Source organism: Bacillus sp. UNC69MF (genome assembly GCF_000746035.1).
Taxonomy (GTDB): Bacteria; Bacillota; Bacilli; order Bacillales; family Bacillaceae; genus Bacillus; species Bacillus velezensis.
The window spans coordinates 891641-915750 of record NZ_JQKM01000003.1; the positions used below are offsets into that span (position 1 = coordinate 891641).

25 protein-coding genes and 1 pseudogene are annotated in these 24110 nt (G+C 46.2%); 11 read left to right on the top strand and 15 right to left on the bottom strand.

Annotation, left to right across the window (positions count from 1 at the left end; genetic code table 11):
• Positions 1–77 precede the first annotated feature (77 nt).
• The 3 genes from BR62_RS0104465 to malK form a co-directional block, all read right to left on the bottom strand.
• Positions 78–1151, bottom strand: a complete 1074-nt coding sequence (locus BR62_RS0104465) for a BMP family lipoprotein (protein WP_007408665.1) — start codon at positions 1149–1151, stop codon at positions 78–80.
• 401 nt (positions 1152–1552) lie between these two features.
• Complete coding sequence (locus BR62_RS0104470) at positions 1553–2260, bottom strand: response regulator (RefSeq protein ID WP_003152077.1); 708 nt, start codon at positions 2258–2260, stop codon at positions 1553–1555.
• Positions 2253–3854, bottom strand: coding sequence for a malate sensor histidine kinase MalK (gene malK, locus BR62_RS0104475; protein WP_012118305.1), 1602 nt, complete (start codon positions 3852–3854; stop codon positions 2253–2255). The genes BR62_RS0104470 and malK overlap by 8 nt, the downstream gene beginning before the upstream one ends.
• A gap of 174 nt (positions 3855–4028) precedes the next feature.
• Between malK and BR62_RS0104480 the strand changes: the two genes are divergently transcribed.
• The gene (locus tag BR62_RS0104480) at positions 4029–4586 is read left to right on the top strand and encodes a YufK family protein (RefSeq protein WP_007408662.1); all 558 of its coding nucleotides are present in this window, start codon (positions 4029–4031) and stop codon (positions 4584–4586) included.
• Positions 4587–4600: 14 nt separating this feature from the next.
• Here the strand turns inward: BR62_RS0104480 and BR62_RS0104485 are convergent, their stop codons facing one another.
• From BR62_RS0104485 to BR62_RS0104495, 3 genes are all read right to left on the bottom strand, one after another.
• Positions 4601–5014 carry a thiol-disulfide oxidoreductase DCC family protein gene (locus BR62_RS0104485; RefSeq protein ID WP_007408661.1) on the bottom strand — a complete coding sequence of 138 codons (414 nt, stop codon included), beginning with the start codon at positions 5012–5014 and terminating at the stop codon, positions 4601–4603.
• Between the two features lie 21 nt (positions 5015–5035).
• Positions 5036–6910 carry a transglycosylase domain-containing protein gene (locus BR62_RS0104490; protein ID WP_012118304.1) on the bottom strand — a complete coding sequence of 625 codons (1875 nt, stop codon included), beginning with the start codon at positions 6908–6910 and terminating at the stop codon, positions 5036–5038.
• Positions 6911–6999: 89 nt separating this feature from the next.
• Positions 7000–8244 carry a multidrug efflux MFS transporter gene (locus tag BR62_RS0104495; protein ID WP_007408659.1) on the bottom strand — a complete coding sequence of 415 codons (1245 nt, stop codon included), beginning with the start codon at positions 8242–8244 and terminating at the stop codon, positions 7000–7002.
• 151 nt (positions 8245–8395) lie between these two features.
• On the opposite strand from BR62_RS0104495, the gene kapD reads away from it, so the two are divergent.
• Positions 8396–9013, top strand: a complete 618-nt coding sequence (gene kapD, locus BR62_RS0104500; protein WP_003152084.1) for a 3'-5' exonuclease KapD — start codon at positions 8396–8398, stop codon at positions 9011–9013.
• A 24-nt stretch (positions 9014–9037) separates the two neighbouring features.
• Here the strand turns inward: kapD and BR62_RS0104505 are convergent, their stop codons facing one another.
• From BR62_RS0104505 to BR62_RS0104515, 3 genes are all read right to left on the bottom strand, one after another.
• Positions 9038–9424 carry a kinase-associated lipoprotein KapB gene (locus BR62_RS0104505; RefSeq protein WP_015240473.1) on the bottom strand — a complete coding sequence of 129 codons (387 nt, stop codon included), beginning with the start codon at positions 9422–9424 and terminating at the stop codon, positions 9038–9040.
• A 47-nt stretch (positions 9425–9471) separates the two neighbouring features.
• Complete coding sequence (locus BR62_RS0104510) at positions 9472–10755, bottom strand: sensor histidine kinase (RefSeq protein ID WP_015240472.1); 1284 nt, start codon at positions 10753–10755, stop codon at positions 9472–9474.
• A 122-nt stretch (positions 10756–10877) separates the two neighbouring features.
• Positions 10878–12041 carry a MalY/PatB family protein gene (locus BR62_RS0104515; RefSeq protein ID WP_032869813.1) on the bottom strand — a complete coding sequence of 388 codons (1164 nt, stop codon included), beginning with the start codon at positions 12039–12041 and terminating at the stop codon, positions 10878–10880.
• An 86-nt stretch (positions 12042–12127) separates the two neighbouring features.
• Between BR62_RS0104515 and BR62_RS0104520 the strand changes: the two genes are divergently transcribed.
• Positions 12128–12388, top strand: coding sequence for a DUF1871 family protein (locus BR62_RS0104520; protein ID WP_003152094.1), 261 nt, complete (start codon positions 12128–12130; stop codon positions 12386–12388).
• Between the two features lie 24 nt (positions 12389–12412).
• Here the strand turns inward: BR62_RS0104520 and BR62_RS0104525 are convergent, their stop codons facing one another.
• On the bottom strand, positions 12413–13234 hold the full coding sequence (locus BR62_RS0104525) for an alpha/beta fold hydrolase (RefSeq protein ID WP_007408654.1): 822 nt from the start codon (positions 13232–13234) through the stop codon (positions 12413–12415).
• 151 nt (positions 13235–13385) lie between these two features.
• Here BR62_RS0104525 and BR62_RS0104530 point away from each other — a divergent pair, with 151 nt between their 5' ends.
• The 3 genes from BR62_RS0104530 (at position 13386) to yugI (ending at position 15646) form a co-directional block, all read left to right on the top strand.
• Positions 13386–13886 carry an Lrp/AsnC family transcriptional regulator gene (locus BR62_RS0104530; RefSeq protein ID WP_003152098.1) on the top strand — a complete coding sequence of 167 codons (501 nt, stop codon included), beginning with the start codon at positions 13386–13388 and terminating at the stop codon, positions 13884–13886.
• On the top strand, positions 13887–15056 hold the full coding sequence (locus tag BR62_RS0104535) for an aminotransferase (protein ID WP_032869815.1): 1170 nt from the start codon (positions 13887–13889) through the stop codon (positions 15054–15056).
• Between the two features lie 197 nt (positions 15057–15253).
• On the top strand, positions 15254–15646 hold the full coding sequence (gene yugI, locus BR62_RS0104540) for a S1 domain-containing post-transcriptional regulator GSP13 (protein ID WP_007408653.1): 393 nt from the start codon (positions 15254–15256) through the stop codon (positions 15644–15646).
• A 47-nt stretch (positions 15647–15693) separates the two neighbouring features.
• On the opposite strand, the gene BR62_RS0104545 is transcribed toward yugI, so the two are convergent.
• Positions 15694–15930 carry a DUF378 domain-containing protein gene (locus BR62_RS0104545; protein WP_003152104.1) on the bottom strand — a complete coding sequence of 79 codons (237 nt, stop codon included), beginning with the start codon at positions 15928–15930 and terminating at the stop codon, positions 15694–15696.
• A gap of 230 nt (positions 15931–16160) precedes the next feature.
• Between BR62_RS0104545 and BR62_RS0104550 the strand changes: the two genes are divergently transcribed.
• On the top strand, positions 16161–17324 hold the full coding sequence (locus tag BR62_RS0104550; protein WP_007408652.1) for an iron-containing alcohol dehydrogenase: 1164 nt from the start codon (positions 16161–16163) through the stop codon (positions 17322–17324).
• A gap of 86 nt (positions 17325–17410) precedes the next feature.
• The gene (locus BR62_RS0104555) at positions 17411–18583 is read left to right on the top strand and encodes an iron-containing alcohol dehydrogenase (RefSeq protein WP_007408651.1); all 1173 of its coding nucleotides are present in this window, start codon (positions 17411–17413) and stop codon (positions 18581–18583) included.
• 280 nt (positions 18584–18863) lie between these two features.
• On the opposite strand, the gene ycaC is transcribed toward BR62_RS0104555, so the two are convergent.
• Entirely contained in the window at positions 18864–19508 is a 645-nt protein-coding gene (gene ycaC / locus BR62_RS0104560; protein ID WP_032869818.1) for an isochorismate family cysteine hydrolase YcaC, read from the bottom strand.
• Between the two features lie 124 nt (positions 19509–19632).
• A pseudogene (locus tag BR62_RS0104565) lies at positions 19633–20200 on the bottom strand (NADPH-dependent FMN reductase).
• A 397-nt stretch (positions 20201–20597) separates the two neighbouring features.
• Between BR62_RS0104565 and BR62_RS0104575 the strand changes: the two are divergent.
• From BR62_RS0104575 to BR62_RS0104585, 3 genes are all read left to right on the top strand, one after another.
• Positions 20598–21950 (top strand): glucose-6-phosphate isomerase, encoded by a 1353-nt coding sequence (locus tag BR62_RS0104575; protein WP_007408647.1) that lies wholly within the window; start codon positions 20598–20600, stop codon positions 21948–21950.
• A 65-nt stretch (positions 21951–22015) separates the two neighbouring features.
• Entirely contained in the window at positions 22016–22369 is a 354-nt protein-coding gene (locus tag BR62_RS0104580) for a hypothetical protein (protein ID WP_032869824.1), read from the top strand.
• A 22-nt stretch (positions 22370–22391) separates the two neighbouring features.
• Positions 22392–22796 carry a YugN-like family protein gene (locus tag BR62_RS0104585; RefSeq protein WP_012118292.1) on the top strand — a complete coding sequence of 135 codons (405 nt, stop codon included), beginning with the start codon at positions 22392–22394 and terminating at the stop codon, positions 22794–22796.
• On the opposite strand, the gene BR62_RS0104590 is transcribed toward BR62_RS0104585, so the two are convergent.
• Together BR62_RS0104590 and BR62_RS0104595 are read right to left on the bottom strand one after the other, a co-directional pair.
• A complete protein-coding gene (locus BR62_RS0104590) occupies positions 22793–23779 on the bottom strand; it encodes a potassium channel family protein (protein ID WP_032869826.1) in 987 nt (328 codons plus the stop codon). The genes BR62_RS0104585 and BR62_RS0104590 overlap by 4 nt on opposite strands.
• A complete protein-coding gene (locus BR62_RS0104595) occupies positions 23776–24030 on the bottom strand; it encodes a protein mistic (protein ID WP_007408643.1) in 255 nt (84 codons plus the stop codon). Before BR62_RS0104595 ends, BR62_RS0104590 begins: the two co-directional genes overlap by 4 nt.
• Positions 24031–24110: the final 80 nt, after the last annotated feature.

A 24110-nucleotide genomic window follows, 5' to 3' on the forward strand; every position in this document is an offset into this window, starting at 1 on the left:
GAGATGCAGCTTTTCCTTCACCGCTCTTTTCATAAAAGAGAGGGGATAAGCACGGAAGTCTCCTTATCCCCTGGTTCTTACTCAGCCTTGAAGGATTTCAATTCTTTTTCAGTTGAAGGGATCTCGAGTCCGTCCGCGATTTTCTTCTTCCAATCGTCTGTTGCTTTGATGACATCGTCAGAAAGGTTCTCCTTGTGATCCGAGATGCCGACTGCATCTTGCGCCAAACCGTATGTTAATGTTTTGCCGCCCGGGAATTTCCCGTCACTTGCTTTTTTCGTTAAGTCCTCTACGGCTGTATCCACTTTTTTGACCATTGATGTCAGAGTGACATTGTCTTTTGTGCCTTTGACTTGGCCTTCCGCGTACTGGTCTTTATCAACACCGATAACCCATACGTTCCGCTTCGGATCTTCTTTTTTCAGATTTTTCGCTTCTGTGAAGACGCCCGTTCCCGTTGCGCCGGCCGCGTGATAAATGACGTCAACGCCTGATTTGTACATGCTTTCAGCCGTCGCCTTACCGACATCGGCTTTGTCAAATCCGCCCGCATATTTCACTTCGACGGTCGCTTTCGGATTTGCGGCTTGTACACCCGCGCGGAAGCCGATTTCGAATTTTTTGATCAATTCAGACTCCATTCCGCCCACGAATCCGACTTTTCCCGTTTTGCTCGATAGCGCAGCAGCCGCTCCCACGAGGAATGAACCTTCCTGCTCTTTAAATGTAAGGCTCGCCACGTTGTCTTTTTTGACAACGGCGTCAATGATCGCAAAATTGGTGTCTTTGCGCTGATCGGCGATTTCGCTGATGGAATCCTGCATCAGATACCCGACGCCGTAAATCAGGTCAAAGTGTTCCCGCGCTAATTTATTTAAGTTCGTTGTATAATCTGCATCTGATTTTGATTGAAGATAGTCAAAACCGCTTTTGCCTTTTGTAAGCCCGTTGTCTTTTCCGAATGCCTGAATACCTTCCCAGGCGGACTGGTTAAATGATTTGTCATCGACACCGCCGATATCTGTTACCATGCCGACGGTAAAGTTTTTGCTGCCGGAGCCGTTTGCTTTGTCACTTGAACCGCATGCGCTTAATATGGTTCCGGCCGCCGCGATGAGCGCCATCGCCATTCCGATTTTGCGTTTTTTCAAAGATATAACCCCCCTGTAAAATATGGCTGTGCCGTTCAATTCAGACTTGAGTCCCCGTACCGGATGCAGAATCGAAAAAACTTTCTGATAATAATGATGAGACGTCTCTCTTTTTCCCGCCTTGAGCGGCTGTCTCTTCCGGGTTCGGGACTTATGACTTATCTGAAAAGATCTGCTAACCAATCATAATTTATCATTTTACCCGCCATAAATAAATAGAAATTTGCTTATTTTTTAAAAAATATAAATTTTATGAATCGGCTTCCTCATCTGGATAAAACAGAGGAGGATCAGCCGGGTCATTATCCTTATATAGCATACAAAAAAGGAATCTCAATCCTTTTGTCACGGGATATGACAGTAAAAAAGCACCGTTCACAGCGGAACGGCGCTTTTTGACATTATAAATATTGTTTGATGCTGCTGACATTGCCGGTGTTGATATGATATTGGAAGACGGGTCTGCCGATCGTGCCGTACGCCATCTCTACATTCAGCACTTGTATGTCTTCCAGAAATTTAAGGTATTTCCGGATGGAGACTTGCGAGATTTCAGTATGCTTGGCGAGATCTTCCGTGGTAAAAGAGCCGTCACCGAAAGATTCAATGCTCGCCCAGATGAGTTTAAGCGTGCTTTTTGTCAATCCCTTCGGAAGGTGAACCTTTTCCGCCGCTTCTTTCTTTTGAAAAAGCTCGGCATCCAATTCTTTCTGTGTCATGCTTCTGTGTGATTGATAAACTTTCTGCTTGCGTCTGTAGTCGGAAAGAGCGGTTTGAAAGCGGTCAAATTCAAATGGTTTGATTAAATAATCGACGGCGCCGTACCGAAGCGTTTTTTTGATGACGTCCAGCTCGCTTGCGGCCGAAATGACGATGACATCAACCGATTCATTTTGTTTGCGGATTTCCGTTAAAAGCTCAAGCCCGTTTTTTCCCGGCATGTAAATGTCAAGAAGGATGAGATCGATATGATGCTCGCTCAGCACGTGCAGCGCGCTTTGAAAGGATGATGCGATCCCTTTCAGCTGAAATCCTTCAATCTGGCTGAGATAGCGTTTATTTAATTCACCCACCATGGGGTCGTCTTCAACTATGAGTACATTAATCATCATTTTCCTCCTTCGGTTCATACGGAATGCGAAGACTGAAAGTCGTTCCTTCATTCTTTTCACTTGTCACAATCATATGGCCTTTTAAATTTTCTGTTGCCTGCTGGGTGAAATAGAGGCCGAACCCCCGGTTTGTCCCTTTCGTGGAATAACCTTGTTCAAAAATACGGGCTTGGTCTGCCGCAGACATTCCGGCTCCCGTGTCCGTAATCTCTATATCAAGCTGGCGATCCTGAAACCGCATCGAGCACGTAATGTTTTTTTTCGGCATCTGCGCCACCGCGTCGAGCGCGTTGTTTAACAGGTTTCCGATAATCGTAATGAGCTCATGGATGACGGCCGGATCCGCCGCATTCGGGATCAGGCTGCCGAGCTGAATGTCCAGATCAGCGCCCTGTTCGCGTATGTAGCTTTGTTTTCCTAGAAGAAACCCTGCGAGAACCGGACTTTTGACATCACTTATAATCTCGCTTGTTTCCGTCTTCTGCTGAATGGCAATGTCTTTAATGTAAGTGCCGAGATCATCGTATTCTTTTAACTGGACAAGCCCTAAAATAACATGAAGCTTATTCATGAATTCATGAGACTGGGCTCTTAATGCGTTTGCATACATTTTAACACCGGACAGCTGTTCTGCTAAATGTTTGACCTCCGTTTTGTCCCTGAAAGTGGCGATCGCTCCGACGGTTTGTCCTTTCAGATGAATCGGAACCTCATTAAAGACCAGCTCAAGCCCGTTAATGCGGATATCCCTGTCCTGAAGCGGTTTTTTCGTTTCAATCACTTGTTTCAGCCGGCTTTTCGGGAGAATATCGTTCACATCTTGATCGACCGGATTAGTCGGAATACCCATTTTAATAAAAAGCCGTTTCGCTTCCGCATTGGCGAGCTTGATTTTTCCCCGCGCGTCAACCGCCAGAATGCCTTCCTTCGTTGATTCGAGCATGGCGCTCCGCTCTTCCAGGAGGGTGGCGATTTCATAAGGCTCAAGACCGTACATAATGTTTTTGACGGTGCGGGCGACAATGACGGCTCCGATGACGCCGACAAAAATACTTACGCAGATGATGAAATAAAGCGGTCTCAAACTGTGGCTGACGACATCCTGTATTTTGTTAAGCGAAATTCCGACCGAAACGACGCCCACTTGTTTTTTATCTTTTCCATAGATCGGTACGAAGGCTCTCATGGATTTTCCGAGAGTTCCCGCTGATGTGCTCGTTTTGATATGCCCGTGCATCGCCGGCTGTTCATCTCCGCCGGTGAATTTCTTCCCGATTTTATTTGCGTCGGGGTGGGTGAGGCGGATGCTGTTCATATCCATCACCACGACAAATTCGGTTCCTGTCGTATGCTGGACGTCTAATGTATAATCCCGGAGCTCTTTCAGCCCTTTTCTTGTTTGCAATGCCCGCGCGACACTCGGTGTTTCCGCGACCAGCTTTGCGGTGCGCAGCGCGGTCGTCCGTTCTTCTTCTTTCACGCGGTCTGCTGTTTGGACGCTGATCGTGAAAAAGGTGATACAAAGTGCGATAAGGACGACAATACAGACGAATATCGTTAATCGGGTTTGCAATTTTAATGTTTTTTTCATAACAGCCTTCCTTACGTTTATCATTCCCGCGTTCTACTTTACTCCGAAAAAGCCGGTTTGTGAAGATCAGGCCCTTATTTCGTAAAAGTGAGGAAAAATGGTATTTTTTATCTTGTCAATGTGTTTTAAGTCCTCCATAATAAGTGAGGTAGATTACAGAAAGGGACTTTTTATATGAAAAATACTTATTGGACGGGTTATTTTCCGCTCGTTGCGATTCTGCTTTTTAGTTCGTCATTATCCATTTCTACCTCGCTTTATGTCATGAAGATACTTCAGACGCTCGGCATGTATCAGGGGATGCTGGATTATTTCTCTGAGAAAGGGATCAGACTGGCGCTTTTTGCAGCGTTCGCCCTTGTGTATTTTATGCTTTTTTCGGCTTTGAAGCTGATTGCAAACACAGTGACAGAGCTGTCTCTTTTGTTTTTCACAAATGACCCTGAAGGGGACAATCTGAAAAAAATCAGATTAGGCTCTTTAATTTATGTAGGCGGAGGAATTCTTTCCTTTGCGCTCGTGCAGAATGGTTTTTGGATTGCGGCGTTATTTGCCGTTGTTACGCTCGTTTATTTGATTTTCATGGTGTACAGAATCTATTCGACACTCTCGATCGTTTCGCTGATCGGTTTTATATTGCTTGAGATTCTGTTTTGGTTTACTTTTGTTATCGGTATTTTGTACATCTTTATCAAGCTTTATAATAGCATAATGGCTAGCTTACCTGTGTAAGCTAGCCATTTTTGTTAAGACAGAAATCTGTTTTTGATCTCAGGGGAGGGGAGCATGCATGCTTCCCTTTTTCCGAACCATTTGTAACGGCGCCGGGCGATGAAAGAATAGGCCCTGTCCCTGAGAGGGCGGGGCACTGCGAAAAAAACCGCTGACAGCCGCCAGGCTCCGCGGAGATGACGGGAAACCTTTAACACGGCTGCGGATTTTTTGTATATCCGCCCGTTTTCGATAAAAATCATGCTGTCAAATTGTTCTGTCGGAAGTCCTTCTGATGCCAAAAGCTCCCGGGCGGTATCTGATTGCAATGAAGCAAATGAGATTTTGCCGGCCGGATCGCGTTTAATGATGAATTGAACGGCGCCGTTGCATAAGTTGCAGACGCCGTCAAACAAAAGCACGCGGTCCGGAAGCTGAGCTGGTTTCAAAGCGGATCCCCTCCGTTATCTTTAATAAGCTGCCTGCAGCGTGTTTTTCCAGATCGAAAGCTGAGGGCTTGCGTCATGAAGGTATTCGACGCTTGACGGTGTATCCTTGCCGACCCATACCCCCATCGTATAAGCGTCCGTCAGGCCGACAAACCACATATCGTGATAGTCATTTGACGTTCCTGATTTTCCGCCGACGTACGGAGCTTTAAAGTTCGCTTTTTTTCCTGTTCCGCTTTTGACGACGGCTTTCATCATTTCTTTGATCTGCATGTTGGTCCGCACGCTGAATACCTGCGTCGGCTCATCTTTCCATTTTAATATCGTTTTTCCTTTTAAATCAGTCACTTTTGTAATCGCGTGACTCGGCGTATAAACGCCGTTGTTGCCGAACGTGGTGTACGCATTGGTCATTTCAAGCGGAGTCATGCCGTTTGTAAAACCGCCAAGCGCCGCAGGCAGACGGTAATCCGCGCTGACCAGCTTCGCGAAATGAAACGGTTCAAGGTAGCTGAACGCCTTATTGACGCCGACGCGGTCCATGATTCTGATGGCCGGTGTGTTGTACGAGTATTTAAACGCCGTTTCCAGCGTGACCGTACCGTACGTGCGGTTATTGTAGTTTTGCGGGCAGTAATCCGCACTGCAGAATTTGCTTGCGTCAATCTTGCTGTGTGGCGTTGCGCCGGTCTTTTCAATGTAAGGTCCGTAATCAAGCAGCGGCTTAATGGATGAACCGGGCTGTCTGTATGCCTGATAGGCACGGTTGAAATCATATTTATGATAATCTTTCCCGCCTGAAAGCGCGATAATCTGATGTGTCTGATGATTAATCACGGCCGCTCCGCCCTGGACGCCTGCATACGGCAGATTTTGATTCACTTGGGCGACGACCTGGTTTTGCATATACGGATTCAGCGCCGTATAAATCTTCACGCCGTCTTTTAACAATGTGCTGACTCTGTCTGAAAGCTCACTCTGTATTTTTTGTTTCGCCTTTCCGGAAGCTTTTTCAAGACGTTTGTCATAGCCTTCGGATGATGAAACAAGCTGTGTGAATTCATCATTTACATAGGAAACATAGTCAGGATATTTATTTGTTTTTTCGTTTATATCAAGCTTGATCTTTTCCTTTTCGGCTTTTTTCAGCTGTTTCCCGGATATAACGCCTGCTTTTTTTAATCCGTTAAGCAATCTGACTTGTCGTTTTTTCGTATAATCAAAATGCTTGAGAGGATCATATAATGTAGGGTTATTAGGGATGGCGCAGATAAAGGCCATTTCTCCCAAAGTGAGAGATTTCAGCGGCTTGCTGAAATAAAATTGTGCCGCCGAACCGACACCGTATACGCCGTTATTAAAATAAATCGTATTTAAGTAGCCTTCTAAAATCTCATCTTTGCTGTATTTTTTCTCAAGCTGATAGGAATAGGCCAGCTCCGTCAGTTTTCGGCTGAAGGTGCGTTCATGGCTTAAATACACATTCCTTGCCAGCTGCTGGGTGATGGTGCTGGCGCCCTGATCAATTTTATGATCTTTGAAATTGGAGGCGGCCGCCCTGACCATCCCCATAAAGTCAAACCCTTTATGCTCATAAAAATGACGGTCTTCAGAGGTTAAAAACAGTTGTTTTACCTCATTCGGTATTTTATTAAAGGGCACGATCACGCGGTTCTCATGATCGCTGACAATCTCAGAAACAAGGCTTCCGTCCCTGTCATACATGTAACTGTTTTGAACCAGGTTGATCGCTTTTAAATCAATATGTTTATCGAGCACCTGATCAAAAGGCTTGATTTGTTTTACCTCTTTGCCGGAAGCAATAACTGTAAATGCACACAACGGGATAATGCCGAGCAGCAAAATCCATCCGATTATTTTACGTACCATGGTCACTCTCTTTTCTCCTGATTTCTAGCCATATCGTATCATTCTTTTAAGAATACGAGAAGGTTAAATTTAGAAGAAATCGTGATCGCTGCCGGTCAGCCCGCATTTGACGCTGTATCCTTTTGCAGATGTCCCGCCATCCATAAGAGCCCCGCGCCTATTAAAAAGAGAAAGGCGGTGACGTAGAAAGCAGCCGAAATGGAAAAACCGCTTGAGACCGCACCTCCGAGCAGAGGGCCGAGCACATTTCCGAGAAAACGAAAGCTGACGTTATAGCCGAGCACCTCTCCCTGGATGCTGCCCGGCGCCCTGACGCGGATTGCGGCCGTAATGCAGGGGAGCGTGCCGCCCATGACCATGCCGAACAGAAATCTGAAGACTAACAGAATGGAGAGGGAGGAGGCGAGCGCCTGCGGAATGAAAAACACCGCTGAGGCAATCAAAAGCACGATTAAGATCCGGCTGTGGCCGAAGCGGTCGCCGAAGTCCCCCCATTTCCGGGCAAGCAGTAAGCTTCCGAGTCCGGTAGCTGAAAACGCCATTCCGGAGAAAAAGGCTAAATTAACAGGTCCGTGCAGCTCATTGACATATAAAGCGAGCAGCGGCTGGATGCTGAAATTGCCGGTCTGCACGATCATAGTAAGCACCATCATCGCCCAAAGCGCGGGCTGGTGAAAAATATAGGAGAGCACCTGTTTTCTGGAATAGGTTTTCCGCTTGTTTTGTTTCTCGCCGAGCGGCTGCTCATTGACCTGAAATAAAACGAGAAGCACGGATGCGAAAATGACAAAAGACGTAATAAAAAATGTGTACGTAAACCCGAAGCTGTCAGCGAGCAGCCCGCCCAGCATCGGTCCGAATAAAGTGCCTGACACCTGACCCATCTGCAGCGTGCCGAGCGTCTTCCCGGCAGTCTCTTTCGGCGTCTGCGCCGAAATCATGGCAAGCGATGTCGGAACAAAGCCTGTTACTAGACCCATAAGCAGCCGGAGGACAAACAGCTGATAAACGGATGTCACAAACCCCATCAATAAAATGCTGACGGCAATGCCGGTTCCTGTAATCAAGAGAATTTTTTTGTATCCGCGCTTATCGCCGAATCTGCCCCAAAACGGGGAAATCACAAACGCCATTAAAAACGTGACGCCGAACACATACCCGCTCCATCTCTGCACATACCCGCCCGAATGGGGGCTGATCGTTTCGATATATAACGAAAGAAACGGAACAATCATGGTCATGCTGGCGGAAATAAAGAAATTTGTAATCCAAATGACGACGAAGTTCTTCTTACGGACAGAAATAACATCACCTTCTTTACTTTTCGTGTATCTAATCATTAGTATATAGGAATGAATCCGGTATTTGTATTTTCGATGCGGATATAGGAAAATTCATTATTTTTAGAAAATGAAGAAAGTTTCAGAGGGGAAACTGATATACTATCATAAAATATCATTTTTGATCGGAGGAAAGGCAGGTGTAAAAAAAGTGGATCAGCGCAGTCTGCTCATTATTGATTTTGAATTTACGATGCCTGACGGAAAATACAGCCCGCAAAATTTCTTTCCCGAAATTATTGAAGCGGGAATTGTCAAGACGGTGAATGATGAAGTGACTGAAACGTTTTCGAGTTATATCAAACCGAAAAAATTTCCGAAGCTGACGAAACGATGCAAAACCTTTCTGAACATCACCCAAAAAGACGTGGACGGCGGAATCACGTTTAATGAATTCATCCGCAAATTAAATGAGCTTGATCCTGATAAAAACTGCACGATCGTCACCTGGGGCAATATGGATATGAAAGTGTTAAAGCAAAATTGCATGTTTAACCACATCCCTTTTCCGTTCAAAGGAGAACTTCGGGATCTGTCCCTTGAATACAAAAACTTCTTCGGCGACAGAACATTGACCGGCCTTTGGAAAGCGGCAGAAGAGTATGGCGATAAAGGGACGGGCACGCATCATAAAGCGCTGGATGATGCGCGGACGACATACAAATTATTCAAGCTTGTCGAGCGGGATAAACAATATCTTGAAAAACCGAAACCTCCGACGATCGGTGATCGCGTCGATCTGACTGAACTGTTTCGCCGGGCCACATAAAAAAACCCAATCATGCCGACTGGGTCAAGTTCTTTTAAAATAGTCACGCTCTAACGCGGCCAAGTTGTCGAGCGAACGTTCCGCCCATTCTGAGCCGTCCGCTGTAAGCTGATCTTTCAGCCGGGCAGACGCCGCTTGTAAGGAAGCCGTATAATCAGGCACCTCGCCATCAAACGGTTTGACCATCTGATGCGGTATGTTTGTCTGTTCCCCGAATGCAAGCGCTCTTCTTTCATGAAAAAACGGAACATCCGCCTGCTTCGGATGATGAAGATCTCCTTGAGCGGGATGCGTCAGAACGGCTTTAATTTTCACTAAATAGTGATTGGGCCTGACGTCTGTCACTTCCCCTATGTATGCTCCTGTTTTATAAAACCCTTTTACGATTGTGCCGATTTCAAACGTATTCATAGCGTTCACCTCTCTCTAGTTATTCTATAAAAGATCAACGCGGTTGGCTAGTGAACAGCTGCCGGAAGCCTGACTGAGGCCGTTGTGCCCGAGTGCTCGCCGCTGGTGAAACAGACGGAGCCTTCATGATGCTGAATAATCGAGAATGTCACGGTAAGCCCGAGCCCGGTGCCGTTCGTTTTCAGCGTATAATATGGTTTACCGAGTTTCTGCAGTTCTTCATCGGACATGCCGATTCCGTTATCCGTAATCTGAATGAGAATCATCTCTTCCTGTTTTTGGACGGAGACCTCGATTCGGCCGTTTTCAGAGGGCACGGCTTCAATACTGTTTTTAATCAGATTAATGAAGGCCTGTTTCAGTTTTTTTACATCGCCGAACACATATAAATCAGGCTCGCTTCGAACCGTAACGGTCACCGATTTAAAATTGGCATAAGACTCCATTAAGGAACCTGTTTCCTTTACGAGCAGAGAAATATCAAACTTTTCTTTTTCATAGTCATCCTGCTTCGCCATATCGAGATAATTCGTAATGATCGTCTGAGCCCGGTCGAGTTCGGACAGCACAAGTTTCTGATATCCGGAGTGGGATTTGTCCTGAAGCTGCTCGCCGCTGAACAGCAGCTGCACAAAACCTCTGACGACCGTAAGCGGATTGCGGACTTCATGGGCGACGCTTGCCGCAAGCTCGCTGACGACGGCCATTTTTTCTGAGTGAATCAGCCTTGCCCGCATGGACGCATTCTCATCAATGATCTCAATCAAATAAATGCACAGCAAAAGGGCGCTGACTTGAAAAAAAACAGATACTGCCGCCTCATAATAAACGGAAGATAGATTTTGAAAATTGAAAATATTGGTCGCGGAATAGATGAAGACAGATGCGGTTAATAAGGCGGTTTCAGTGCAGCCGATGAGAAGAGCGAAAAGCAGTTTCTTCCGCTTTGAAAAAAAAGGCCATTTCGTTTGGAGCTGGATAGGGATGATGATTAAAAAAGGAATTAAGGATAAGAAAAAAAGAGCGGAAGGTTCAAACCATATGAGCTGAAAAAAAACGGATGCCGCCCCTGCGGCAAGTCCTGCGGCGGTACCGGAATAAAGCAGGCAGACGATAATGGGAATCAGCTGCAAACCGTAACGGACGGAATGAAGCTCCTGGATGGGAAAAGCCGTACATAATAAGGAAGATGACGCTGCAAATACGGCGACCAGCAGGCGGTTCGCTCTCGGCACAAGCAAATCGGGCTTGCTGAGCCAGAAGACTTGATAAAGAAAAATAGGGAATAAAATAAAAGAGAAGTGAAGCAGGTAATCCTTTACAATCTCCATTTATGCGAAATCCTTTCCTATGTAAATATGAATCTATTATAACATCTTTACCGGAAAAAAAAGTATATATTTCTCTAAAGCGAACGCCCTTATCTCATCTGATAAAGGCGTTCTTTCCGCTGCTAAGCGAGCGCTGCTTTCATTCTCTCAAGCCCTTCTTTTACGGCGGCGGCTGAACAGCCGACATTAAGTCTCATAAATCCTTTGCCGCCCGGTCCGTATTTTGTTCCCGGCTCTAATATGATTTTCCCTTTTTTGAGCATTCTTTCTTTGAGCTCGGCATCCGAAAATCCGTATTCGCTGAAATCCATCCAGATCAAATAGGAAGCGTCAGGCTTCATCATGCGGACTTTCAGCAATTCTTTTCTTAAAAAGTCCTCAGCCAATTTCATATTCCCTTCAATGTAAGGAATCAGCGCGTCAAGCCAAGGGCCTCCCTTTGTATAGGCCGCTTCGATTGCTGCAACCGCAAATGTGTTGAGGCTGGAAATTCCGTTCTGATGCAATGCGGCGGAGAATTTCGCCCGCTTATACCGATCGGGAATGATAATGGCGGATGCCTGAATCCCGGCAATATTAAACGTCTTGCTCGGCGCGACACAAGTAACGGAAATCCGCGCAAACTCCTCAGACAGAGAAGCGAAAGGCGTATGCGGCTTTCCGTACAGCATCAAGTCGGAATGTATCTCGTCAGAAACGACGGTGACGTTATGGGCGGCGCACAGCGATCCGAGCTTCATAAGCTCATCCCGGCTCCACGCTCTGCCGGACGGATTGTGGGGATTACAAAGAATCATCAGCTTGACCTCAGAATCGTTCAGCTTTTTCTCAAGATCCTCAAAATCCATACAGTAGACGCCGTTTTCTTCCCGTAACGGGTTATGTAAAACCTGCCGTTTGTTTTCCTTGATCATCTGATAAAAAGGCGTATACACCGGTGATTGAATCAACACCGGATCGCCCGGTTCGGTAAAGGCTTGTACGGCCATGCTGATTGCCGTGACAACACCGGGACTGAACGCGATGTTTGCGGGATCGGGCCGGTAGCCGTGCCGCGTCTCAAGCCATGAAGCGACGGCTTCTCTTGTGTTTTCGTCAGGAGACGTGTAACCGAATATGCCGTGGTCAAGGCGGGCTTTTAAGGCGTCAGTGACCGCTTCGGGAGCGCGGAAATCCATATCGGCAACCCACATCGGAAGCGCATCCGATACGCCGAATAACGCTTCCGCCTTGTCCCATTTCACCGATTGTGTGCCAAGACGGTTTTCTCGAAGATCAAAGTTCATGTATGTCACTCCTGTAGTATCATTATTTTGCACAGCGTATCTATGATAAAATAGAATTGCAAACTTTATTATAAGCGGTGATGAAAATGGAAGAAAGCCAAGCGGTCATGGAAATGATGAAAATCATTGCCAAGTGGGACCCGTTTAAATATGGAGAAGATTTTTATGAGACAGAAGCCGTCGACATCGTTCAGGCCGTCTACAGTGAAGACCGTGCCGACAAGCTGGCAGCAGCCATTCAGGATATCTTTGAAGCTTCATTTGAGCAAAAGCTTCCGATCGAAGGATGCCAAAAGGCCGCTGAGCAGCTTCTGTTCATAAAAGAAAGCAGCTCCTGCACCCCTTAAAAACCGGCGGTTTCGCCGGTTTTTTTATTGAATAAATTCAAAAATCCGCTCCGAAACAAACTCCGGGCGCTCTTCAGGTACGAGGTGCCCCGTATCCTTGAGTGAATACAGAATGGAATCCGGCAGGTCGTCATGAAGCCGTTTTCCGACTGAGACCGGAACGACACGGTCTTCTTCTCCCCAGATTAAAAGAGCGGGGTTTTGCACTTTCTTCAAATCCTCGGGCTCTAAATCGCCCTCCCTATGTCTGATAAACCTTGTCATCGCTTTGAAAATCTGGCGGTCTGTAAATGGTTTTTCGTAACCGTCAATCATTTCCTGATCGATAAGCGTCCGGTCGTGAACGACATTTAACAGGTTGTTCAGCACGCCGTCTTTTGAAAGCCAATACTTAAGATACAGGTCAAAACAAGGGAGATGCGTCCCGAATATAATCGACGGGTGCGAGCGCTTTAAATACCCCGAGCTGCACAGCAGGACGATTTTAGAAAAAAGCTCGGGTCTGAGAAGAGACGCGGATAAGGAAATCTGGCCGCCCATTGAATGGCCGATGAGTGCGGCCCGGCTGATACCGAGCTTTTCCAGAAGTCCGATCAGAAGCTTGGCGAGGTTTGCGTAAGTATATACGAAAGTCCGTGACTTTTCCGATTGCCCGAAAGGAGGCAGGTCAACGGCGATAATATCATAATGGTTTCTGAGCAGCGGAATCAGTTTTCTGAAGCTGAATGCCGAAGATAAAAAACCGTGTACGCAGACGAGTGTCTGTCTGCCGGGATTTTCATAATGCTCGTAATACAGCTCAACTCCGTCTATCGCGGCCCGTTTAATCGGTGAAACAGCTTCCATGAGAGCCTTCGCCGTCCTTTCTTTGTGTAATGTAAAGGCTTTTTTGATTGTCAGATTTTAGCTCTGGTTTCTTTCGGGTTTTTCTTAGCATTTGTCGAAAATCGTGATATAATGTCATGAAGATTTTTGATAATGCAAAGGTGTGAAACGTATGAAGCTGACCGAAAAAGAAACAGAAATATTAGAAATTTTAGACGAAAACAGCCGCGTTGATGCGGAAACGATTGCGAAAATGGCAAACATTCCCGCTGAAGAAGTCAAAAGCATCATTGAAAAGCTTGAAAAGGAAAAAGTCATCATTGATTATGCGGCGATGATCGACTGGCGCAAAGTCGACGGTTTGGAAGGCGTCACGGCGATGATTGACGTAAAAGTCACTCCGAAACGAAATGTCGGCTTTGATGAAGTCGCTGAGCGGATATACAGATTCCAGGAAGTTGAATCAGTGTACCTGATGTCAGGGGTGTATGACTTATCTGTCGTTATTCGCGGCAACACGATGTCAGACGTGGCAAGCTTCGTGTCTGAAAAATTGTCCACCCTTGAGTCTGTCGTTTCCACGACAACGCACTTCATCCTGAAAAAATATAAGCATGACGGCAAAGTCTTTGAAAGCGGAGACGATGACAAAAGAATCGTGGTGTCTCCGTAAATGGAAACGAAGACTTCTTATTTATCTGACTACGTGCAGCAGATTAAACCGTCAGGCATCCGCAAGTTCTTTGATCTGGCCGCTACGATGGAAGGCGTCATTTCACTGGGAGTGGGAGAGCCTGACTTTGTGACGGCCTGGAACGTGAGGGAAGCGAGTATTCTTTCTTTAGAACAGGGTTATACGGCTTATACCGCAAATGCGGGTCTTTGTGAACTGAGAGAAGAAATCAGCCGCTATTTAGATCAGCGGTTCGGCCTGAGTTATTCGCCTGACAGTGAACTGATCGTTACTGTAGGGGCAAGCCAGGCGCTTGATCTCGCTGTCCGCGCCATTATGAATCCTGGAGAGGAAATGTTAATTCCCGAACCGTGTTTTGTCGCATATGAATCACTCGTGACCTTGACGGGGGCGAAGCCGGTGCCGATTCAGACTGTCGCTGCAAAAGGTTTCAAAGCATCAGCAGCCGATTTTGAAGCGGCCCTGACGGACAAAACAAAAGCGCTGCTTCTATGCTCGCCGTCAAATCCGACAGGTTCCGTCTATTCGAAAGAAGAGCTTGAATCCATCGCTGCTTTCGCTGAAAAACACGACTTGATCGTGCTTGCCGATGAAATTTATGCCGAGCTGACGTATGATGAGCCATTCACGAGCATGGGGGCCATCCGCGGCATGAAGGAACGCACGATTCTTATTTCCGGCTTCTCCAAAGCATTTGCCATGACGGGGTGGAGACTCGGATTTACGGCGGCGCCTCCCGTGATCAGGGATGCCATGCTCAAAATTCATCAGCACGCGATGATGTGCGCGCCTTCCATGGCTCAGTATGCGGCGCTCGAAGGGCTGAAAAACGGCCAGGAAGACGTCGAAAGAATGAAGAAAAGCTATCGGAGACGCCGAAACCTGATTGTGGAGACATTGAACGAAATCGGACTCGGCTGCCACCACCCCGGCGGAGCATTTTACGCCTTTCCTTCCATTCAGTCGACCGGCATGAGTTCAGAAGAATTCGCGGAACAGCTGCTCATTGAAGAAAAAGTAGCCGTCGTTCCGGGGAATGTATTCGGCCCGAGCGGCGAAGGCTACATCAGATGTTCCTATGCGACATCCATTGAGCAGATTCAGGAAGCGCTCGTCAGAATCAAACGGTTTGTTGAAAAAAGGGCATAAAAAAAGATACGAACCCGGTTCGCATCCAAATAAAAGGGGGGGAATACTAGAAAGCCTTCGTAATCATAGTATACCCTCCTTTATCTGTGCTTAAACTTGATTATGTAAAAAAGTTCTCTTTGCGAAAAACAAACTTGTATGATATAATTTTAAATTGCGTATAATCTGTATTTAATTTAACTTAGGAGTTGTTATGAATGGCAGCAAAATTTGAAGTGGGCAGTGTTTACACTGGTAAAGTAACAGGATTACAAGCGTATGGTGCGTTTGTTGCATTAGATGAAGAAACTCAAGGACTTGTTCACATTTCTGAAGTCACTCACGGTTTCGTAAAAGACATTAACGAACACCTTTCTATCGGTGACGAAGTACAAGTAAAAGTACTTGCGGTTGACGAAGAAAAAGGCAAAATCAGCCTTTCTATCCGTGCGACTCAAGCGGCGCCTGAAAGAAAAGAAAGCAAACCAAGAAAACCGAAAGCGGCTCAAGCTTCTGAAGAAACATCTGCTCCGCAAGGTTTCAACACATTGAAAGATAAGCTTGAAGAGTGGATCGAACAGTCCAACCGCAAAGACCTTATCAAAAAATAATCATTAAAAAAAGCACCGGATATGTATGTTCGGTGCTTTTTTTATGTTTATCTGACTTCCGGATTTGCCGCTTCCTCGCGGGATGTTTCTTCGTTCGGCTTAAACAGCAGGCCGAGATTGATCAGACCGGCGATGCCGACAAGGCCGTAAATAATCCGCGACAGAGCTGATCCTTGGCCGCCGAAGATGGCTGCTACTAAATCAAATTGGAAAAACCCGATCAGTCCCCAGTTAATAGCGCCGATAATCGTTAATACGAGACAGATACGCTGAATAACACTCATGTAAACAACCTCCTCTATGAATTCGTGAAACAGTTATAGATTGTGACAAAGCAAAGAATCTATGCATACTACATTCTCCGCCGTGTAAATCACACACTGTTTCAAGCTGTACAAGTGCCTTTCCCGGGAATTCGATGTCTGTAAACCATGTGATGCGCCGTCAAAAAAGCGGATTGCTTTACATTGAACGTCATCTTTCTGCATAATATAAATCCAAAGGAGGAGATGTCATGCAAAACTTTACATATTGGAATCCGACAAAATTGATTTTCGGAAAGGGAGAGGTTGAAAAACTTCCTGAAGAAATCAAACCGTACGGAAAAAACGTGCTGCTCGTATACGGAGGAGGCAGCATTAAGCGCAGCGGTCTTTATGATCAAGTAACCGAACTGCTGAAAAAAGCGGGAGTTACCGTACATGAATTGGCAGGCGTAGAGCCGAATCCGCGTGTCTCAACGGTGAACAAAGGTGTTGCGCTCTGTAAAGAAAACAGCATCGATTTCTTATTGGCCGTCGGCGGCGGAAGTGTCATTGACTGCACGAAAGCCATCGCGGCGGGCGCTAAATATGACGGCGACGCGTGGGATATCGTCACGAAAAAACACCAGCCGAAAGAAGCGCTGCCTTTCGGAACAGTGCTGACACTTGCGGCAACCGGTTCAGAGATGAACTCCGGATCAGTCATCACAAACTGGGAGACACAAGAGAAATATGGATGGGGGAGCCCGCTCGTTTACCCTAAATTCTCTATTCTCGATCCGGTAAACACATTTACCGTTCCGAAAGACCACACCATTTACGGCATGGTCGATATGATGAGCCATGTGTTTGAACAATATTTCCACCACACGTCAAACACGCCGTATCAGGACCGGATGTGTGAATCGCTTCTGCGCACGGTGATTGAAACAGCGCCGAAACTGATCAATGATCTGGAGAACTACGAGCTTCGTGAGACGATTTTATATACAGGCACGATCGCATTAAACGGAATGCTGTCAATGGGCGCAAGAGGGGATTGGGCCACACACAACATCGAGCATGCGGTATCAGCGGTTTACGATATACCGCACGCCGGAGGTTTAGCGATTCTGTTCCCGAACTGGATGAGACATGTGCTCAAAGAAAATCCGGCCCGCTTTAAACAGCTTGCCGTCCGTGTCTTCGATATTGACGAGACAGGCAAATCAGATGAAGAGATCGCACTTGAAGGAATCAGCAGGCTGTCTGATTTCTGGACGAGCCTGGGCGCTCCGAACAGACTCGCTGATTATGATATTTCTGATGAGAAGCTGGATACGATTGCAGATAAAGCGATGGCAAACGGAGCATTCGGACAGTTCAAGTCACTGCAGAAAGAAGACGTGCTTGCGATACTGAAAGCATCATTGTAATAACATAAAGGGGGCGGCCGGATTGGCAGCTCCTTTTTTTCTGTGTTATAGTAATTCCCTTACGATTTTTTTGGAGGTTATGATAAATGGAGAACTTTACGTACTACAATCCGACGAAACTGATTTTCGGAAAAGGTCAAATCGACCAATTGAAAAAAGAGCTGAAGCAATACGGGAAAAACGTGCTGCTTGTATACGGAGGCGGCAGCATTAAGCGTAACGGCCTGTATGACCAAGTAACAGGCATCTTAAAAGAAGAAGGCGCAACCGTTCATGAGCTTGCGGGCGTTGAACCGAACCCGCGTCTGGAAACGGTAAATAAAGGAATTGAGCTGTGCAGAAAGCATGAGATTGATTTCCTTCTCGCAGTCGGCGGCGGAAGTGTCATCGACTGTACAAAAGCGATTGCGGCCGGTGCGAAATATGACGGCGACGCATGGGACATTTACAGCAAAAAAGTAACGGCGCAGGACGCGCTCCCGTTCGGCACGGTGCTGACGCTTGCGGCGACAGGCTCTGAAATGAACCCTGATTCCGTTATCACAAATTGGGAAACAAACGAAAAATTCGTATGGGGCAGCAATGTCACTCATCCGCGTTTCTCCATTTTAGATCCTGAGAATACTTTCAGCGTTCCGGAAAACCAAACCGTATACGGCATGGTGGATATGATGAGCCACGTATTTGAACAATACTTCCACAATGTTGAAAACACGCCGCTTCAGGACAGAATGTGTTTTGCGGTCCTTCAGACGGTAATTGAAACAGCGCCGAAACTTTTGGAAGACCTTGAGAACTATAAGCACCGTGAAACGATTTTATACGCGGGTACGATCGCATTAAACGGCACGCTGCAAATGGGCTATTTCGGCGATTGGGCTTCCCATACGATGGAGCACGCCGTATCAGCGGTTTATGACATCCCTCACGCGGGAGGACTTGCGATTCTGTTCCCGAACTGGATGAGATACACGCTGGATACAAATGTAGACCGTTTTAAAAACCTGATGCTCAACATGTTTGACATTGATACTGAAGGCAAAACGGATAAAGAAATTGCGCTTGAAGGGATCGATAAATTGTCCGCGTTCTGGACAAGCCTCGGCGCACCGTCCCGCCTTGCGGATTATGACATCGGTGAAGACAAACTTGAGCTGATCGCAGACATCGCCGCAAAAGAAATGGAATACGGCGGATTCGGCAATTTCCAAAAACTGAACAAAGATGACGTACTTGCTATCTTAAAGGCGTCACTGTAAGATACATTTCCGGCCGGGGTGAAGATGAAATAGATTTTCAAGCTGCAGATGTAACCGTTTTGGGAGTCCCTTCATTAGTGCATCAAGAGCAAGTGAAACACCCCTTGCCATGAGACAACTATGGAAATCTCACATGATGCGGATTTGACTCCCTGTTTCTGTACATTTAGCAGAAAAGGATCAATTAACTTTGCGATTGCCGATCATCTATTTACACAAAATCTAAATCATGAAGAGCCGCGAATTTAAAAAAGGAGCGCTGATTCAATCAGCGCTCCTTTTATGCATTTTGTGTACTAAGATCCCGCTGCGCCCCCATATAGCTTCCCATTAAGTTTTGATAACCGGGAAGATGACTGGAGATTAATGCGCCAAAACCTTCAACATCGTTGCGCCAATCACGCTGTAACTCGCATGCTACGCTGAACCAGTTCATAAGCTGCGCGCCGCCATGAGCCATACGCGTTAATGATGCATCTGCTACTTGCTTATTAAACGTCCCCGAAGCATCTGTCACAACAAACACTTCGTAGCCTGCTTTAATGGCAGAAAGCGCAGGAAAAGCAACGCAGACGTCTGTTACCACCCCCGCGATAATCAGCTGTTTTTTGCCAGTCGCCTCAATGGCTTTAACAAAGTCTTCATTGTCCCATGCATTAATTTGTCCGGGACGGGCTATTTTTGGCGCATCGGGAAAGAGATCAACGAGTTCTTGCATGAGCGGTCCGTTGGGTCCATTTTCAAAACTCGTTGTTAAAATAACCGGTAAATCAAAGAATTTAGCCGTATCACCGAGAGCCAATACATTGTTCTTAAATTCATCAACGCTATAGTCACGCACGAGACCGGAAATAAGGCCGGTTTGATGGTCAACTAAAAGCACGGCAGCATCATCTTTTGAAAGACGGGAATAAAGATCAGACATTTTATCATCCTCCTTGAATTAAGGCAAGTAAGTTTGTCAATTGAAAACGGTAAATCTATTCATATGCTGTATAGAAAGAAAGTTATTTCTGAGGTGACTTTTCGTGAGGGGGATGATCCTTCAATTAATTTGGAACGGGAACCGGAGCATGATCAATCCAATGGATAAACTGTTGTAAATAGCGTTGAAGATAACGTTTTGTTTGTTCATCCGTCAGTATGTTTTGAGCGGAATCAATTTTCTCATGGACTTGCGAAATCAGCATTTTTTGAAAGGGCAAAACATTGACTTGCATAGCTTCGAGTACTTCCCTCATTTGCGTTTGACCAAAGGCAGTACCGAACCCTCCGGGGGTTGCTCCGATTAAGCCAACCGGTTTTCTGTTTAAAACAGAAGGGGTCCGCGGTCTCGATGCCCAGTCCAATGCATTTTTTAATACCCCCGGAATTCCGAAATTGTACTCTGGACTTACAATGATGACGCCGTCAACGTCTTGTATATCAGCTCTAAAGGATGTTACGGAGTCTGGTGCTCCGGCAATTTCTAAATCTTCGTTAAAAAAAGGAAGACTGTCTATTTCAACCCAACGAAATTGAGCCGCATTATCGAAAGTCAATCAATGATTGAGCAATTGCTCGATTATACGAGTTTTTTCGTAAACTTCCACAAATAAGACCAATGGTTTTAGTCATAAAATCACCTCCCGGTTTAAAATCACTTTCATCTTAACACGATACCCCAAATATAGACACTATTTTTAAAAATGGACATTTATGCCTTAATATTCCTTCGTGGCAGCCTCTCAAGAGGAGTACTATATAAAAAGAACCGGCCCATCGGGATTGGCGATGGATGTCATCCTGCTCCAAAGTAAAGGTGATACGTTCCTGGATCACCAACATTCGATTCGTTATCCCTCTCACGATTATTACAAATATAACCATATCGAATTCGGGGTATTGTATAAAAAATGAATGCATTTTTAGCGCAAATCCCATATTCATCATGCCTTCTTCATGACTTGATTTAGCGGGTGAGTTCATATAAAGTGAAAGAGAAAACAATTCACCGTGATGGAGGGACAAGCAAATGACGCATGTACGCTTTGATTACTCAAGAGCGTTACCTTTTTTCAATGAACATGAACTTACATACGCACGTGATTTCGTAAAAACGGCACACCATAATATCCATGAAAAAACAGGCGCCGGAAGCGACTTTTTAGGATGGGTGGACCTCCCTGAAAACTACGATAAAGAAGAATTCGCGCGCATTAAAAAAAGCGCTGAAAAAATCAAATCAGATTCAGACGTGCTTCTCGTCGTGGGTATCGGCGGTTCATACTTAGGCGCCCGCGCGGCGATTGAAGCGCTCAATCATTCTTTCTATAACGTTCTGCCGAAAGACAAGCGCAAAAACCCTCAAGTTATCTTTATCGGCAACAATATCAGCTCAACTTATATGAAAGATGTTATGGATCTTTTGGAAGACGCTGATTTCTCTATCAATGTCATTTCTAAATCAGGCACGACGACGGAACCTGCAATCGCTTTCCGGATTTTCCGCAAACTTCTTGAAGAAAAATACGGAAAAGAAGAAGCGAAAGCGCGGATTTACGCGACGACAGATAAAGAGCGCGGCGCTTTAAAAACGCTTTCTAATGAAGAAGGCTTCGAATCATTCGTTATTCCTGATGATGTCGGCGGACGTTTCTCCGTTCTGACTGCGGTAGGTCTTCTGCCGATTGCGGTAAGCGGGGCTGATATCGATGAAATGATGAAAGGCGCTCTTGATGCAAGCAAAGACTTTTCCAGCTCGGAATTAGAAGAGAACGCGGCTTACCAATACGCCGTCGTCCGCAACGTTCTGTATAATAAAGGCAGAACCATTGAAATGCTTATCAACTATGAGCCTGCGCTGCAATACTTTGCGGAATGGTGGAAGCAGCTCTTCGGCGAAAGTGAAGGAAAAGATGAAAAAGGCATCTATCCTTCTTCTGCTAACTTCTCAACAGACCTTCACTCTCTCGGTCAATACGTGCAGGAAGGCAGACGCGATCTGTTTGAAACTGTATTAAACGTTGAAAAACCGAAGCATGAGCTGACAATTGAAGAAGCGGAAAATGATCTCGACGGCTTAAATTACTTAGCCGGCAAAACGGTCGATTTCGTCAACAAAAAAGCGTTCGAAGGCACGATGCTTGCCCATACAGACGGAAAAGTGCCGAACTTAATTGTCAATATTCCGGAGCTTAATGCATATACATTTGGATATCTCGTCTATTTCTTTGAAAAAGCGGTGGCGATGAGCGGTTATCTGCTCGGAGTCAACCCGTTTGATCAGCCGGGTGTTGAAGCCTATAAGGTGAATATGTTCGCGCTTCTCGGCAAACCGGGCTTTGAAGAGAAAAAAGCAGAGCTTGAAAAACGCCTTGAAAAATAAAAAGAAGGGCTGGCCCTCAGCATGACGGGTCAGCCTTTTTTAAACCGTGAAAGGTGTGATGATGAATGATACGACTCTTATGTAAGCATGCCGTCATTTCCGTCTGTTCCGCCGCTATTGTCTATTCGGCACTAAAACTGTCTCCTGAATCCCTCTTACAAACCATCCTGTTTTTCGCTTTCCCTCTCGGCTTGTTTACGGACATGGTCCGGCTGAAACTGAAGATTGGCCGGATGCAGTCGCTGATCACGAAGTGCTGTCTCTATGCCGCCGTTTTCTATATTTCAACGGAAGCCGTTCTCTCCGCAATTGTGACGTATGTTCTGATTGAATGCGCCGTTACCTCTTTCCAGCGTCTGTCTGCCGCTCCCGATTCTTCCCGGGCGCCGTATGAAGACGCCGCAGAGCGGGGACGCTAAAGACAAAAAGGAGCATATGCACATGATCAGCATTCCATCTTCACTTGAAGGGCAATCGTTTTTACTCCGCGAACTGGAACAGGTGCTGAAACCGATCGGTTATACCATCGGAGGCGGCTGGGAGTATGACCGCGGGTTCTTTGATTACAAAATTTCCGATCAGGACGGCTATTTATTTCTCCGCATCCCTGTTGAAGCAAATAAGGGACACCTGGATGAACGGGGGGCCGCCGTTACAATCGGCACCCCCTTTTTGCTGAGGCACGTCTATCAGGAGGAAACGGATGATCACGCAGGCGGCGGTGTTTTTGAGTCATTATTCAACCAATTCTCCGAGCCGAAACGGCGGGATGCGGCAATTGACCGCTCATATACAGATATCGGGATCTCGCTTGTAAAAGAGCTGGAAGACGTCCTGCTGCATTAAAGAGCCAAAAACAGATCAGTATCGAGCACCTGGTATGACAGGGGAGGGGTCAGCATCGGCCCCTCTTCTTTTTGTATGCCGATGATCGTGGTATTCCGTTTGAGATAATAGAGCGCACAGTCATGATAAGATGAACCCTTTAAATCCTCGGGGACGGGAATGATGCGCACCTTTTTCTCCAGCGTCAGATCTGACAGCGTTTGCGGTTTGGCAAGCTGCAGCTTGACCCGGTAATGCTCAAACATCACCCGGCTCGACAGGCGTGATGTGCACAGAATCTTATTGGCTCCTGCGCGCTCGGCGTTTTTGACATACCGTTCCGTTAAAATTTCCACGATACAATAAACGGACGGATGCAGCCCTTTGATGGCGAGAAGCGTTAATACCGACAGCATATCAGCTTCGGATTCATTTTTCTGCTGGTCTGCTGTCAAAATGACGGTATCGGCTTCCGTAATATTCGCCTTATTGAGCGTACTGTCATCAGCGGCATGTCCGCGGATGAAATGGACGTTTTCAATAAGCGGCCCTTCCCTTAATGAATCATCAATCAGGACGACAGTTTTTGACGGCGCGATGTGCTGCAGTTCTTTCAGCAGCATATGCGACTTCTCATTCCATCCGATAAGAATGACGTGCCCCTTGCCTTTAAAGGCGACCTTCCCTTCGACATAGCGATGCTGTTTGCTGAACACGGCTGAAGAAAGCGTGGCGAAATAGGCGGTTACAAAACTCGCTCCGCTTAATACAAGCACCATGCCGGCAATCTGCCCGAGCGGCGTCTGGGGCACGTAATCGCCGTAGCCGACTGTGGCCACCGTAATAACCGCCCACCAAACCCCTTCAAACACAGACGTGAATTGCTTCGGCTCAAGCATGTAAATGAGTTGGCCGAACAATAAAATCAAGGCGATAATGATCAGTCCGATCCGAACATATAACGGCCATCTCAGCCAGGAAATAAATAAACGGTTTGATTTCATTCGCCCGGCTCTTCTTTCGACAGAGAGATGGATAAAATCTGCTTAATAATGGTGTTTAGTTTTTCGTTCAGCTGTTGCTGGCCGTATGAGTCACGCGCATGTCTGATTAAATCGGCCGTCTCATCTTCAAACTGAATGAGAGGTTCGTCGTTTTCCGATTCATTATAGAGCTGGATAAAGGCGTCAAGCCCCTCGTTCATTCTGTCTATCGCATTGCTCAGCTGTTCTTTCTCGCCATTTGTCACTTTCATGTCGATCACACCTGTATCTTTTTTTATACAGTATGTCCCAGTTCGTTTGATGTCTTTCAAAAATCGCCGAAAACATATTC